13 protein-coding genes are annotated in these 14,768 nt (G+C 58.2%); 12 read left to right on the top strand and 1 reads right to left on the bottom strand.

Features of this window, described 5'->3' with window-relative positions:
- The first annotated feature begins 156 nt into the window (after positions 1–156).
- Positions 157–1,332 carry an L-threonylcarbamoyladenylate synthase gene (locus HMPREF2836_RS03865; protein ID WP_070629499.1) on the top strand — a complete coding sequence of 392 codons (1,176 nt, stop codon included), beginning with the start codon at positions 157–159 and terminating at the stop codon, positions 1,330–1,332.
- Positions 1,333–1,493: 161 nt separating this feature from the next.
- On the opposite strand, the gene HMPREF2836_RS03860 is transcribed toward HMPREF2836_RS03865, so the two are convergent.
- Entirely contained in the window at positions 1,494–2,495 is a 1,002-nt protein-coding gene (locus HMPREF2836_RS03860) for an NAD-dependent epimerase/dehydratase family protein (RefSeq protein ID WP_070629498.1), read from the bottom strand.
- Between the two features lie 429 nt (positions 2,496–2,924).
- On the opposite strand from HMPREF2836_RS03860, the gene HMPREF2836_RS03855 reads away from it, so the two are divergent.
- From HMPREF2836_RS03855 to HMPREF2836_RS03805, 11 genes are all read left to right on the top strand, one after another.
- A complete protein-coding gene (locus tag HMPREF2836_RS03855; RefSeq protein ID WP_070629497.1) occupies positions 2,925–4,892 on the top strand; it encodes a glycosyltransferase family 2 protein in 1,968 nt (655 codons plus the stop codon).
- Complete coding sequence (locus tag HMPREF2836_RS03850) at positions 4,892–6,850, top strand: polysaccharide biosynthesis protein (RefSeq protein ID WP_070629496.1); 1,959 nt, start codon at positions 4,892–4,894, stop codon at positions 6,848–6,850. Before HMPREF2836_RS03855 ends, HMPREF2836_RS03850 begins: the two co-directional genes overlap by 1 nt.
- Before the next feature lie 255 nt (positions 6,851–7,105).
- Complete coding sequence (locus HMPREF2836_RS03845) at positions 7,106–8,392, top strand: MraY family glycosyltransferase (protein WP_070629495.1); 1,287 nt, start codon at positions 7,106–7,108, stop codon at positions 8,390–8,392.
- Positions 8,392–8,964 carry a hypothetical protein gene (locus tag HMPREF2836_RS03840; RefSeq protein WP_070629494.1) on the top strand — a complete coding sequence of 191 codons (573 nt, stop codon included), beginning with the start codon at positions 8,392–8,394 and terminating at the stop codon, positions 8,962–8,964. The genes HMPREF2836_RS03845 and HMPREF2836_RS03840 overlap by 1 nt, the downstream gene beginning before the upstream one ends.
- Before the next feature lie 28 nt (positions 8,965–8,992).
- Positions 8,993–9,253, top strand: a complete 261-nt coding sequence (locus HMPREF2836_RS03835; protein WP_005506464.1) for a hypothetical protein — start codon at positions 8,993–8,995, stop codon at positions 9,251–9,253.
- 112 nt (positions 9,254–9,365) lie between these two features.
- Positions 9,366–10,157 (top strand): F0F1 ATP synthase subunit A, encoded by a 792-nt coding sequence (gene atpB / locus HMPREF2836_RS03830; RefSeq protein ID WP_005507804.1) that lies wholly within the window; start codon positions 9,366–9,368, stop codon positions 10,155–10,157.
- Between the two features lie 143 nt (positions 10,158–10,300).
- The gene (gene atpE / locus HMPREF2836_RS03825) at positions 10,301–10,504 is read left to right on the top strand and encodes an ATP synthase F0 subunit C (protein ID WP_005506461.1); all 204 of its coding nucleotides are present in this window, start codon (positions 10,301–10,303) and stop codon (positions 10,502–10,504) included.
- A 51-nt stretch (positions 10,505–10,555) separates the two neighbouring features.
- On the top strand, positions 10,556–11,113 hold the full coding sequence (locus HMPREF2836_RS03820; protein WP_049326923.1) for a F0F1 ATP synthase subunit B: 558 nt from the start codon (positions 10,556–10,558) through the stop codon (positions 11,111–11,113).
- Positions 11,113–11,925: a F0F1 ATP synthase subunit delta gene (locus HMPREF2836_RS03815; protein ID WP_005507806.1), complete on the top strand. Its 813-nt coding sequence runs from the start codon at positions 11,113–11,115 to the stop codon at positions 11,923–11,925. Before HMPREF2836_RS03820 ends, HMPREF2836_RS03815 begins: the two co-directional genes overlap by 1 nt.
- Positions 11,926–12,112: 187 nt before the next feature.
- Entirely contained in the window at positions 12,113–13,738 is a 1,626-nt protein-coding gene (atpA, locus tag HMPREF2836_RS03810) for a F0F1 ATP synthase subunit alpha (RefSeq protein ID WP_070629493.1), read from the top strand.
- Between the two features lie 75 nt (positions 13,739–13,813).
- A complete protein-coding gene (locus HMPREF2836_RS03805) occupies positions 13,814–14,755 on the top strand; it encodes a F0F1 ATP synthase subunit gamma (RefSeq protein ID WP_070506648.1) in 942 nt (313 codons plus the stop codon).
- Positions 14,756–14,768: the final 13 nt, after the last annotated feature.

The raw sequence follows: 14,768 nt of genomic DNA, 5'->3' as shown, positions 1-14,768 counted from the left end.
TAGCCCGTGCCGGGCTGCATGAAGGCAACGCGTCCGCCTCCTCAGCCAGCTCAAAGCCCGCGAAATATGGTGAACCCCCGGAAGAGTGCTTCCACATGGCGCGTTGTGGGTGCCGGTGTCTCGCCGCATCCAGAAAAACATGAGAGAATAAGACCCGTGACTGCAAAGCTGTACCCCGTAACGACTGAAACTGAGACCCGCGAGGCCATTGAAGCTGCCCGCGAGGCGCTGAAGGCGCACGACACGATTGTGATGCCCACCGATACCGTCTACGGTATTGCCGCCGATGCTTTCTCGCATCAGGGCGTTGCCAAGCTGCTGGCAGATAAGGGCCGCGACCGCACCATGCCGCCGCCCGTGCTGATCTTTGATCTTGCTGCGCTCGCTGGCGTGGTCGACGACGTTCCGGACGATATTTACGATCTGGGTGGTCGCTTCTGGCCCGGCGCGCTGACTATGATTCTTCACGCGTACCCGTCACTGAGCTGGGATTTGGGTGAGACCCGCGGTACTGTTGCCGTGCGTGTTCCCGATGATGAGTTCGCCCTGAAGCTGCTGACTGAGCACGGTCCGCTGGCGGTTTCGAGCGCGAACAAGACCGGTCAGGAAGCCGCTCTGGACGCACAGACCGCCATGGAATCCCTGGGCGAGGACGTTGCCGTGGTGATTGATGGTGGTGCTCGTCCTAAGCCGCTTGAGTCTGAGCCGAATGAGGACGGCGTGGTTGTGGTGACTGAGCGTGACCCGGCACCGTCCACGATTCTGGATTGCACCTCCTTCCCCTACGTGGTGGTTCGTGAGGGCGCAATTTCGGTGGAGGAGCTGCGCGAGGTCGTTCCGACCATTCTGACTCGTGCGGAGGCTGACGAGCAGGCGGCTCGTAAGGTTGAGGAAGCTGAGGCTGCTTCTTCTGCGTCGTCTGAGTCGACTCCTTCTGAGCGTGCTCTGGATGAGCAGGCTGACCTGGATGAGGCGTATGAGCAGTGGGACAGCACCCACACCGTGAGCGGTGAGCCTGCTCGTCGCGCTTCGGCACCGGTTGCCGGTTCTGTCGCGGCGTCCCTGCTGGGCGCTACTTCGGCTCTGTCTTCTGCTTTCAGCACCGGCGTGGATCAGGAGCGTTCGCGCGGCTACCGTGACAACACTCCGAAGCCGGTTCGTGCGGATGAGCCCCAGACCCACCCGGTTCCTGCTGATACTGCTCGCGCGCTGGTCTTTGGCGAGTCGAAGATTGAGACTGCCGCTAAGGATGAGGCTAAGTTGGCAGAGGCTACCAAGACTGAAGCTGAGGCAAAGACCGAGCAGAAAGACACCCCGGAGGATCACCTCTAAACCTCTGCGCGTGTATGAGCCCGGAGCATAAAAACGTATAGGGAACCCCCGATATATCGTTCAGATATATCGGGGGTTCCCTTTCGTTATGAGCCCTCTAGAGGCGCGCAACTAGGCTGTGTGCCTCAGGTCGTGCACCTTTAGGAGAGCACGCGCGCTACCTACTTCTTCTCGAAGCGGCGGTCCTTCTTCTTACCCAGCGCGGTGTGGGCATTGCGCAGTACTTCACGCACGCGCGGGGTGGGCAGAAGGTTGTTGTCACGTGCCCAGGAGTCGTCGATGCCCTGGCCAAACCACATGACCTCGACCTTACGCACGGATCCTGCGAACTTGTCATTCATCAGTTCGGAGACGGTGTAGCCCGCCTTGACGGCTGCGCGGCAGAGCCACTCGGGCAGGCGGTGCGGGTGGCGGCGACCAGCATCCACGGATGCGGAGGCGACGGTTGCGCCTTCCCAGGGCTGCAGCACGATGGTGGGTAGCTCGCCGGGGAAGGTGCCGAGCATGACCACGAATTCTGCGAGGGCGTGCACGCTGGAAACCGGGGACTTGCCGGTGCCTGCACCCGCAACGGATGCGAAGGGGGAGGAGGCCATCTTGGCGAAGAGTTCGGTGGTGCGTCGGCCGCGGCCCTGCACGCTGGTTGCGCGCAGGATGCACAGTTCGGGTGCGCAGTCGGGGTGCTCTTCGAGGAAGTAGTCCTGCAGGTCGAGCAGCGCTTCTTCGCCGAGTGCCTTGGAGAAGGAGTAGGCGCTGAACGGGTTAGTCTCTTCGGAATCATCCAGCACGAGGCGCGGGCCCTGCACAGCTGCGGAGGAGAGGTGGATGACGCGGCGCACGCCGGTGCGCTGCGCGGCGATGGCGATTACTGCGGGAAGCAGGGCGTTTGCGCCGACGAGCGGAGGTAGATCCTGCATATTGGGCGCTGCGAGGCCCGCAGCGTTGACGACGACCTGCGCGCCTGCGAAGGCTTCTGCGAGGGAGTCGATGATGCCTTCAAGCTGGTCTGCTTCGTCGATGATGCTGTCTACGTCGAGGGCTCGGGTTGCGAGTCGAGGTGCCTCAATGGGGTCGACGCTGATACCTTCTGCGTTTAGACGCGCGACGATGGAGGAACCAACGAAGCCGCTGGCGCCAATGACTTTCCACTTGGATTCGGACATCTCTTTTACCTCTCACGAGCCCGCGTACGTTGCGGGGAAAAATGGGGTCATTTCAACTTTCCCATATCTGAACAGTTTATGGGGAATTTGTGGGTTTTTATTCGGTCTCTGGTCGTTTTTTCGCACGGGGTGCACAGCGCAAACACAGGCTGTGAAGCTGGTAGCTTGATGGATACCCAAAACTGGGTGTGCCGGTACGTCCGCTATGCGGATAAATCAACTGAATTCGGTTGTTTATTTGTCATAAAGTGCGTCTTTTGAGGTGATGGTTCACTCTCTAGTGGAGACCGCAGGTAGAATATTTTCTTTGAGTGATATATCCACACGGTTGAATGCCGCGGGCGCGAGAAACACCAGAAGCGCCCAGTACGGTATGGGTATATCGCGTACCGGCTGATTCAGGCGCATCGCGCCGCGGAGGGAGAACTTATGGCAGAAAAGTACAGCGACGTGACCGCTTTTGCCCAGCCTTCTTCCAATCAGTCTTCTTCTCACGATCCTTTGAACGAGTATCCCCGCACGGTTGCCGTGGTGGTGACTTATAACCGTGAGGACCTGCTGCCGAAGACCCTTGCTGGTATCGCTTCTGGTGAGCGTGTGCCTGCGGCGGTGGTGATTGTTGATAACGCCTCCACGGACGGTACTGCCGAGTATCTGCGCGCCCTGGACTATAAGCTGCCGGTGGACTGCATCCGCCTGGAGAGCAATATGGGCGGCGCTGGCGGTTTCGCGGTGGGTATTGATCGCGCTCTGGAACGCCATAACCCGGATCTGGTGTGGGTTATGGATGATGACACCGAGCCGACCGAGAACACCCTGTCGGAGGCGGTTGCCGCCTGGCTGAACTATTCGCCGGTGCCTTCGCAGCGCCCCGCGGTGGTGGCGTCTCGTGTGGTGTGGACGAACGGCGAGGACCACCCGATGAACACTCCGCGCACGATGTTTGCGGCGGGGGAGCAGCGTCATGCTCGTGCGCAGGCGGTGGGTGCCCGTCCGATTCGTAGCGCCTCGTTCGTGTCGATTCTGATGGATGCGCAGGCTATTCGCCGTAATGGTGGTTTGCCGATTGCTGAGTTCTTCATTTGGAATGACGACTTCGAATTTTCGACTCGTCTGATTCATCACCGTGACGGCATTGCGGTGCCTTCTTCTGTGGCTAAGCACCACACGAAGACTTTTGGTACGACGAACGCTGACCCGGGCCCGCGTTTCTATAACGATGTGCGCAATAAGCTGTGGGTCTTTACTCGTTCGCGTACTCTGAACCCGCTGGAGAAGCTGCTGTACGGTGGCTCGTCGGCGCGCCTGTGGATTTCTACTGTTCTGCGTACTGATGACCGCCGAACCTACCTGGGGTATTTCCTGAATGGTGTGCGTGATGGTTTGCGTGCGCCTCGCCCGAATGCTCAGGTGCTTGAGGGCATTTACCCGCTGACTTTCCCCGGCCGCTACGGCGTGCCTGCATCCGATGAAAGCCCCGCTGACTCTGAGAAGGCGCGCGGTTGCGTGAGCTCTGTACCCGATTTCTCGGTGCTGATGAGCGTGTACGCGAAGGAGAACCCCGCCTATCTGGATCAGGCGTTGGAGTCGAATCTTCTGAACCAGACGGTGCGTCCTTCCGAGCTGGTTTTGGTGAAGGACGGTCCACTGACCCCCGAGCTGGATGCCGTGGTGGACCGCTGGGTTCAGCGCGCCGAGAATCTGGATTGCCCGCCGATTCAGGTGGTGGAGCTGGCTCAGAATGTTGGTTTGGCGGAGGCGCTGAACGCCGGTCTGCAGGCGTGCACCTATGAGCTGGTGGCTCGTGCTGATTCTGATGACCTGTCTGAGCCGACTCGTTTTGCGCGTCTGATTCCTGCCCTGGTGCAGGGCGGCTACACGGTGCTGGGCTCTGCCATGCTTGAGGTGAATGAGAGCAATACTGCGGTGGAGTCGACCCGTGAGGCGATTGTTGATTCTGAGCGTCTGCTGCGCGCGATGGATTCGCGCAACCCGATTTATCACCCGTCCGTGGCGTTCGTGAAGAGCGCCGTGCAGCAGCTGGGCGGTTACGAGTTCGTGCCCGGCGCTGAGGATTGGTGGCTGTGGATGCGTCTGCGCGATGCCGGCTACCGTCTGGGTAATATCCCCGAGGCTCTGGTGCGTTACCGCGTGGGTGCGGGCGCGTACACGAAGCGCGGGGGAGTGGATGCCTGGTTGCAGGATGTGGCGATTCAGCGTCGACTGTACACCGGTCACGGTATTTCTAAGCTTCAGTGGGCTCAGAATATGGCGGTGCGTAGTGTGTACCGTTTTGTTCCTGAGCGGGCGCGCCGTTCGGCGTTTCGTGCGTTGTCGTCTTTGACGGCTCGTGCTTCTTCTCGTTCTTCTGGTACCGCATCTGAAGGAGGCATGTAGTGGCTCAGTTGAAACCTCACGCTCATGTGGTGATGCGGAAGGCTGCTCAGCGCGGCACGATGGTGACGGAGGGTGACTCTGGCACGATGCTGGTGAACCGCCTGTATGAGCGTAAGCCGTGGTGGTTGATTGCGCAGGCGCTGATTGATTCGAGCGCCTGGGTTCTGTCGGTTTTGTTCGCCTATATGCTCCGCTATAGTGTGCTGCTCAGTAACGGCTCGGTGTTCGATATTATTCACCCGGCGTCGTTGACGATGACCGCTACTTTGGCTGTGGTGTTGCACCTGGTCATTGGTCTGGCGGGCGTGAAGATTTATAACGGCGTGTATTCGTACGGTTCATTTGACGAGTCCTGGCGTGCCGGCGCGGCTGCTTTGAGCGCGGGTGCGGCGTTGACTGCTTTCTCCTTTGTGGATGAGCTGCTGGGTCTGCCGCATATTCCGCATAGCGTGCCTGCGATTGCGGCGGCGTTTAGCCTCATTATGATGGCGGGCGCTCGCATGGCGAAGCGTGTGTACACTGAGCGCGGTGCTGTGCGTGAGCTGACCGGCGAGCCGGTGATTGTGTACGGTGCCGGCTTTATTGGCGGCATGGTCATGGATTCGATGCTGCACGATGAGGAGGCGAAGCTTCGCCCGGTTGCGGTCTTCGATGATGACCAGCTGAAGGCTGGTACGAAGTTCCACGGCATTTCGGTGATTACGACTTACCCTGAGCTGGAGCAGGTGATTCGTGAGTCGGGTACCCGTAAGATTCTGGTGACGATTTCGGATATGTCGGAGGACTACTTCGAGTCCTTCTGCAACCGCATGCGTAAGCTTAAGGTTGAGGTTCAGCGTATTAGTAGCGCGAATGCTCGCCTGATGGGTGAGCGTCTGATTACCGCGAGCGATAACGACCTGATGCGCGTGATTCGTGGCGAGATTAACTACGATATTGACCGCGATATTCTGCGTTCGTACCTGCACGGTAAGCGCGTGCTGGTCACCGGTGCGGGCGGTTCGATTGGTTCGGAGCTGTGCCGTCAGATTAGCGAGTTTGGCCCTGAGACTCTCATGATGCTTGATCATGATGAGACTCTTCTGATGGAGACGAAGGTTTCGATTACTCACGAGTCGAGTCTGGATGATGACCGCATTATTCTGGCTGATATTCGTGAGGGCGATAACCTGCTGGAGATTTTCCGTGACCGTCGCCCCGAGGTGGTGTTCCACGCTGCGGCTTTGAAGCATGTGTCGGCGCTGGAGGCGTACCCGCAGGAAGCATGGAAGACGAACTCTCTGGGTACTCTGAACGTGTTGCGTGCCGCGGAGGCGGTGGGCGTGAAGACCTTCGTGAACGTTTCGACCGATAAGGCGGCGGATCCGAAGACTGCGCTGGGTCAGTCCAAGCGCGTGGCGGAGCGTCTGACCGCGTACTTTGGCGAGAAGACCGGCAACACCTACGTGTCGGTTCGTTTCGGTAACGTGTTTGGTTCGCGCGGTTCGATTAAGCCGCTCTTTACGAAGCAGATTCTTTCGGGTGGTCCGATTACCCTGACGGATAAGCGTGCGACCCGTTACTTCATGCTGATTACCGATGCCTGCCTGCTGGTGATGCTTGCCGGTGCGATTGGTCGCCCGGGCGAGGTTATGGTGCTGGATATGGGCCAGCCGGTCAAGATTCTGGACGTTGCGAAGGCGATGCGCCAGGCGTATGAGCGGTATGACGTGGAGATCAAGGAGATTGGTCTTCGCAAGGGTGAGAAGCTGGATGAGACTCTCTTCGGCGGTACTGAGAAGCTGGTGCCGAGCGAGGAGAACCGGTATATTTCCCGGTCGAGTGCCCCGGCACTTGACCCTGATGAGCTCGATTATGAGCGGTGGATTCAGAACTATCGGGAGCACAGCGGCTATGAGCGTCATGGCCTGGAGCGTGCCCCTGATCCGCGTACTTTGGCGGATGCGCAGACGTTCTAATCTTTACGGAAATGACACCGGATGCTGCACTTGCGTGGCAGGTGCGGTATCCGGTGTTTTCTCTTTCTCGGGTGTAGAACATATCAGGACGCAGAATATGCAGAGCGTATGGAGAGATTCTGTACCGTTTAGTCCCGGGCTACTGAAGAGTTCTATAGAATACGAAGTAAACACACACACTACGCACACATCGTCCCTCAGCCGCGATTCTGGAGTTTGCGTCCAGGGGAGCGGCGCCAATGCTTTGGAGCTGGTATGACCTCCTTTTCTGAGCTGTTGAGTATTTTTGCTCTTGCTTTTGTTTTGGGTGCCCTTTTGCCGTTTGCGGTGCGCCCGATTTTGCACCGCTACGACATGGTGGATGTTCCTAATGAGCGTTCTTCGCATACTGCTCCGACGTACCGCGGTATGGGGTTGGCGACTGCAGCCGCGACTCTTGTGGCGTTTGTGGTGGCTACCCTGTTCGGCTGGACGTACCGTTCTGCTGAGTCTTTGCAGCTGGCGGTGACGATTGCCGCAGCGATTCTGTGTGCTCTTGCCCTGGGCTGGCTTGAGGATATCCGCGGCGTGAGCATTGTGCGTCGTGCGGGCCTGCAGCTGGTCATTGGTCTTCTGGTAAGCGTGAGCTTTGCGACGGTACAGGGCACGAATATTCTGCTGCTGATCCTTGGCGCGATTTTTATTGCCGGCTACATTAACGTGGCGAATTTTATGGACGGTATTAACGGCATTTCTGGTGCTCACGGTCTGGTGGCTGGTTTGGCGTATGCGCTGACCGGTTGGATGGTGAACCTTCCGTGGCTGGCTTTGGCTGGTGTGGCTGTTGCCGGTGCTTTTGCGGCGTTCCTGCCGTGGAATGTGCGCCCTGGTAAGAACGTGTTTTTGGGCGATGCGGGTTCTTATGTTTTGGGTGCGGCGCTGGGTACGTTGGCTGTGGGTGCGTGGTTTGCGGATGTTCCGTTCCTGCTGGCTTTTGCTCCGCTGATGACTTACCTTGCGGATACGGGTACGACTCTGTTCCGTCGTTTTATGGCGGGGGAGCAGTGGTACAAGCCGCACCGTACTCACACTTATCAGCGTCTGACGGATGTCGGTTTCAGCCACCTTGGTTCGACCGCCGTGGTGACGGGTACGACCATTCTGGTGTGGGTGCTGTTGGCATTTGCGTCTGACCTGTATGCTTCGGGTGCCGTGGTGGCGACTGTGGGCGTGATGGTGGTGGCTCTTGCCGTGTTGGTGGTGTATCTGCGTATGCCGCAGCTCTTCGGCGGTGAGGCTCCTACGTCTACGATTGACCTGTCGAAGCGTTTTGCGACGGAGTCGAAGGGCTCGGCGCCGAAGGCGAAGCCCACTGCGTCCGACCTTGCTACTGATTCTTTGGCATCTGCTACTGGTGTTCCGGCAACTCCTGAGAAGGTTGAGCCGACCTCGCTGCATCCGGAGCCGATTATGCCGGACTCCGTGAAGGATCGTGCGGGTCTGCCTTCTTCTGTTTCCTCTTCTTCGGCTCAGTCGAATCAGAATCGTGGGGAGAAACACTAATGGCTTCTGAACACTCTAAACCTTCGGTTGAGGCTTCCGTAGAGCCTCTCTGGAGGCATGTGGTCGACGTTCTGTGGTATCCGCCGGCGGAACGTATGAGGCAGCAGAAACGCCGCCGAGAGCGTGCTCAAGCAGGTCTGAAGGCCTCTTCTTTCGAGAGTCAAGAGCTTTCCTGGAAATTTTTGTTCTACAGAGTATCGGCTTACTCTCTGCTGGCTTGGTTGGGCGGTATGATGAGTGCGTACCTGTTTGCGGGTCCTGTGGGCGCGCTAGGAATAACATTGGGCTTTCTGATAATCTATATATGCTTCACTCTGGGCGTATTAGTTATGTTGGTTGCTCCCATTTTCGACTGGGGTGTACCCAAATCGCTGGTGGTGAGCTACCTCGTGAAGATTGCTCTGCTCGGTCTGGTATTGATGTTTGTGCCATTCCCCGAGAATCTGAGGCACGGTTGGACTCTCGCAGGCGCATGTACCGGCGTGATTCTGTGGATTGTTATTGAAACAGTCAGCATCGCACGACTGAGAATTTTGTACTTCGACACCGACTCGGAAGACCATGGTCGGTAACACGATTGGTGTTTGAAAGGAAAAACGTTTGGCCGAAGAGAAGAAATGGTGGGACGGAGATAAAAAGCTCCGCACCACCGGAGAATTGGTATCTGACGGAGGTCTCTCCGGCGCAGTCATGTCGATTCTCTATCTGATCATCGGTGTAGCAGTGTGGGGAGGCATCGGTTACCTCGGTGACCTGGTCTTCTCCACCACCTGGCTGGTGTGGGTTGGCGTCTTGATTGGCGCTGTTGGAGGTTTGACCCTCGTCTTTACCCACATGACCAGGCAGAATAAAGACCGTTAGGTCATTGAACGCGGACCGCTAGGTCACACATTCATCCATGTAGTTAGCATGTCAGTCGTTTATAGGCAGACATGGGCTCTTGATAGCCACTAGTAGCAAGAAAGGACTTGCTTTGATCGAGAACGGGTTGATCCTCGCGGAAGCCTATGTGCCGCCGACCCCTGAAGACATGCATCTGCCCCCCTTCTTCACCATTGGTGATTTCGCTTTCGGTAAGCAGAACGTACTGATTCTGCTGTCCGTGGTGATTATTGCGGTCTTCTTCCTCACCGCAGCACGTAAGCGTGCCATGGTTCCCGGCAAGACTCAGTTCATTGCTGAATCCGGCTACATGTTTGCTCGTAACTCCCTCGGCAAGGAAACCCTGGGCGTTCAGCACTACAAGCCTTTCGTGCCGATTCTGTTCGCCTCCTTCTTCTTCGTTCTGGTGAACAACCTCTTCGGTTCGATTCCGTTTGTTCAGCTGCCCTCCTTCTCCCACCCCGGTAGCGCCTACGCACTGGCTGGCGTCGCATACCTGACCTGGGTTGGTGTTGGTATCAAGCGCAAGGGCTTGGGCGGCTTCTTCAAGGACATCACCATGCCTTCGGGTCTGCCGGTCTGGATTTACCCCATCCTGATTCCGATCGAGTTCTTCTCGAACCTGCTGATTCGTCCGGCAACTCACGCACTGCGTCTCTTCGCGACCATGTTCGGTGGTCACCTGGCGCTGATGGTTGCATCCAGCATGGTGACCTACATGGTTGAGACCCTGGGTGGCATCGGCTACCTGGCTGCTATTGCTCCCGGTGCTCTGGGCATGTTCCTGTACTTCCTGGAATTCATGATTCAGTGCATCCAGGCTTATGTGTTCGCTCTGCTGCTGGCTGTGTACTTGCAGGGCTCGGTTTCCGAGGGACACTAAACTCTCTAGTTTTTTAGGTTTTCACGTTCGTCATTGGGCGTGAATAAAGCAACCCACACGTTCACTGTGCGGGCTATTAACTCAAATCAAACTCTGTTCGGTCCGGGTATGTTCCCGGTCGAACACTGTTGAAAGGAAAAATAATGGTTGGTTCCATCACTGCGGTTGGCTACGGTCTGGCAGCTATTGGCGGCGGCATCGGCGTGGGTCTGATCTTCGCGGCATACATGACCAGCGTTGCTCGTCAGCCCGAGTCCCAGAAGACCCTGCAGCCCATGCTGTTCCTGGGCTTCGCACTGGTCGAGGCACTGGCAATTCTGGGCCTGGTTCTCGTCTTCATCAAGTAACCGGCTCTGCCACATCCTAAACGACCCATCCCATAGAACAGGATTCCCTCCATGATTTATCTGGCAAGCGAAGGGGGAGCGGAGGCAACTTCGAACCCCCTGATTCCCGACGTCGGGGAAATTGTCATTACCCTCATCGGATTCCTGATCCTCTACTACATCGTTGCTAAGTACGTTGTCCCGGCGTTCGAGAAGATCTACCAGGACCGTAAGGAAGCAATCGAAGGTGGCCTTGCCAAGGCCGAGAAGGCACAGGCAGAGGCTGCAGCGGCTCGCGATGAGTACACCCAGCAGCTCGAAAGCGCTCGACTGGAGGCTCAGAAGATTCGTGAAGAGGCACGCGCAGAGGGCGAGGCAATCATTGCCGACGCTCGCGAGCGTGCAACCGCTGAGGCTCAGCGCATTAGCGATAATGCAGCAAAGGCTATCGAGGCAGAGCGTGCGGCAGCAGCAGTGTCCCTCCGTTCCGAGGTTGGCACTCTTGCTACGACCCTTGCCGGCAAGATTGTGGGCGAAGCCCTCAACGATGATGAGCGATCGGCCCGTGTGGTAGATCGTTTTCTTGCTGACCTTGAAACCGAGAAGCAGAACGCAGGTGCGGCTCGGTAATGGCAGGAGTATCTACTGAATCACTGAGCAAGGTGGAAGAGGTGCTGGAAGCTCACGCTTCCCTGCAGCCTCTGAACCTGGCGAGCGAGCTTTTCGCTGTGGTTGATGTTCTCGACCACAACGGCACCCTGCGCCGTGCTGTCACCGATTCTTCGCGTGATGCAGCAGCACGTCAGGGTATCGCTAACACCGTCTTCGACGGTAAGATCTCTTCGCAGGCTATGGCTGTGCTCACCAATGCGGTGACTCAGCGCTGGTCTGATGATGCAGATCTAGCGAACGCCCTGGAGCGTGCAGCAGTGCTCGCCGTGACCGCATCGGCTCAGTCTCGCGGTGGCGTGGATGCCCTGGACGAGGTGCTCAACGAACTACTCACCTTTGTGCGTACCGTTGATTCCAACGCTCAGGCGCAGGAAGCGCTGTCCGACCATCAGGCAAGCAAAGAAGCAAAGAAGAAGCTCGCCGTGGCGCTCGGTGGCCCCGCCACCACCGCCGAAGGTGTGCTTCTGCTCGAACGAGTTGGCTCCAACCCCCGCGGCCGTCACGCTGCACGGGTAGCCGATGAGTTCGCAGAAATCATCGTCACGCGACAGAACCGTTACATTGCGCGAGTAACTAGCGCGATTGCGCTGTCGCAGGCACAGCTTGAACGTCTCGGTCGCGCGCTCAACGCCGTGTACGGCCGTGAGCTGAAGCTCGACGTTTCGGTGGACCCCGCCGTTCTGGGCGGTCTGCGTGTTCAGGTGGGCGACGAGGTGATCGACGGTACCGTCGAGACCCGCATGTCCGACCTGACTCGTTCCATCGGCTAGCGGCTCAAGCTAGCGACGCTGAACCGTTCGTCGCAACGGTGATTTAGAAGATACCTCGGGTAGCGGGTGCGTGGCTGATGCCTCCTTCGCAGAAGTGGCGGCATTGCCCGCCCGTTCAACCCGAATTGCAAGTTTCGGTTGGTTCCGTTGACGGAACGCAACCACAATGAGAGAGCAGGGACACAAGATGGCCGAACTGACCATCAATGCCGAAGATGTCCGTAATGCGCTGAACGAGTTTGCAGCGTCTTACGAACCCGGCAATGCAGAACGTGTTGAGGTGGGTCGAGTTGTATCGGCCTCCGACGGTATCGCTCGTGTCGAGGGCCTTCCCTCGGTTATGGCGAATGAGCTGCTTCGTTTCGAAGACGGCACCCTCGGCCTCGCACAGAACCTGGATACCCGCAATATTGGTGTGATTGTCCTGGGTGACTTCACCGGTATTGAAGAGGGCCAGGTCGTACACCGCACCGGTGAGGTCCTCTCGGTGCCCGTTGGCGACGCGTACCTCGGTCGCGTTGTTGACCCCCTCGGTAACCCGATCGATGACCTGGGCCCCATTGAGTCCGAAGGTCGCCGCGCACTGGAGCTGCAGGCTCCCGGCGTGACCCAGCGTAAGTCGGTTCACGAGCCGCTGCAGACCGGTCTGAAGGCAATCGACTCGATGATTCCGATCGGCCGCGGTCAGCGTCAGCTGATCATTGGTGACCGCCAGACCGGTAAGACCGCTATCGCGATTGACACCATTCTGAACCAGAAGGACAACTGGGCTTCCGGTGACCCCGAGAAGCAGGTTCGATGCATCTACGTGGCTGTTGGCCAGAAGGCATCCACCATTGCAGCTGTCCGCCACACCCTTGAGACTCGCGGCGCGCTGGAGTACACCACCATCGTGGCATCTCCCGCATCCGACGCAGCAGGCTTCAAGTACCTGGCACCCTACACCGGTTCGGCTATCGGCCAGCACTGGATGTACGGTGGCAAGCACGTCCTCATCATTTTCGACGACCTGTCGAAGCAGGCAGAAGCATACCGCGCTGTGTCCCTGCTGCTGCGCCGCCCGCCGGGACGTGAAGCATACCCCGGTGACGTCTTCTACCTGCACTCCCGCCTGCTGGAGCGTTGCGCTAAGCTCTCTGACGACCTCGGCGCAGGTTCGATGACCGGCTTCCCGATCATTGAGACCAAGGCAAACGACGTTTCCGCCTTCATTCCGACCAACGTCATCTCCATTACTGACGGCCAGATCTTCCTGCAGTCCGACCTGTTCAACGCTAACCAGCGTCCGGCAGTCGACGTCGGTATCTCCGTCTCTCGTGTTGGTGGTGCTGCACAGACCAAGGCTATGAAGAAGGTCTCCGGTACCCTGAAGCTGGAGCTGGCACAGTACCGTGCAATGGAAGCGTTCGCAATGTTCGCATCCGACCTGGACGACGCTACCAAGGCACAGCTGACCCGCGGTTCTCGCCTGACCGAGCTGCTGCGCCAGCCGCAGTACACCCCGTACGCAGTTGAAGAGCAGGTTGTCTCCATTTGGGCTGGTACCTCCGGTCACCTCGACGACATCGAGATTTCCGACGTGCTGCGCTTCGAGGCAGGATTCATCGAGTACCTGCGTCACAAGACCTCGGTACTGACCGATATCGCTTCCTCCGGCAAGCTTGAGGATGACACCGTTGCAGCTCTGAAGTCCGCAGTTGCTGACTTCAAGCAGGGTTTCAAGTCTGAGGGCAGCAGCCACCTCGTCGACGCAGGTCACGAGGAGCACAAGGCAGCTCGCGATAGCGACATCACTCAGGAAACCATCGGTTAGCGATTAGTCCTCGCCTTCTCCCCGCCTCAGCTATGAGGCTGGGGCGGGGCAGAAAGCAAGGAGAAAGGAAGCTCTATGGGAGCCCAGATTAGGGTTTACCGACAGAAGATTGCTTCGACGTCGTCTATGAAGAAGATCTTCAAGGCGATGGAGATGATCGCGACCTCCCGCATTAACAAGGCTCGTAACGCTGCTCAGGCAGCCGGACCTTACGCGAACGCTCTGACCCGCGTGGTGACTGCGGTTGCGACTCAGCACGGTATTAAGCACCCGCTGATTCACAAGCCGAACGAGTCCGAAGCCTACGAACACCGCCGCTCCGCAATCCTGGTTGTTACCAGTGACCGCGGTCTGGCAGGTTCGTACTCCTCCGCTATCCTGCGTCGTACCGAATCTCTGATTGAGAGGCTGCGCTCTAACGGCCAGGAGGTACAGCTGTACCTGGTTGGTCGTAAGGCAAAGGCTTACTTCGAGTTCCGTGAGCGCCCCTACGCCCGTGCGTGGGAGGGCCACACCGATGCACCTCGCGTCGAAACCGCCGTCGAGATTCGTGACGCGCTGCTCGAAGCCTACGACCTGCCCTTCGAAGAGGGCGGCGTGGACGAACTGCACATCGTATACACCGAGTTCAAGTCGATGGTTGTTCAGGAACCCAAGATCCTGCGCCTGCTGCCCATCCACGTGGGTGACGCAAAGGCTATGGGCGAGGAAATCGTTCCCGACCAGGAACTGACCAAGGCTGAGTACGAGCAGGCGGCATCCTTCGAGTTCGAGCCCTCCGCTGAGGAAGTGCTCAACGCGCTGTTGCCGCGCTACATTGCATCGCGTATCTTCTCCTGCCTCCTGCAGGCAGCAGCAAGTGAGCTGGCATCCCGCCAGCGCGCAATGAAGACCGCAGGTGACAACGCTGAGACGCTGATTACCAAGTACACCCGTTTGATGAACAACGCACGTCAGGCGGAAATTACTCAGGAGCTCTCCGAAATCGTGGGCGGCGCAGACGCCCTCGGCTCCTAGTACTTGTACGCCA

The sequence above is a fragment of the Rothia sp. HMSC065C12 genome (genome assembly GCF_001812085.1).
GTDB lineage: Bacteria > Actinomycetota > Actinomycetes > Actinomycetales > Micrococcaceae > Rothia > Rothia mucilaginosa.
This window is presented reverse-complemented; position numbering and strand designations above follow the sequence as displayed.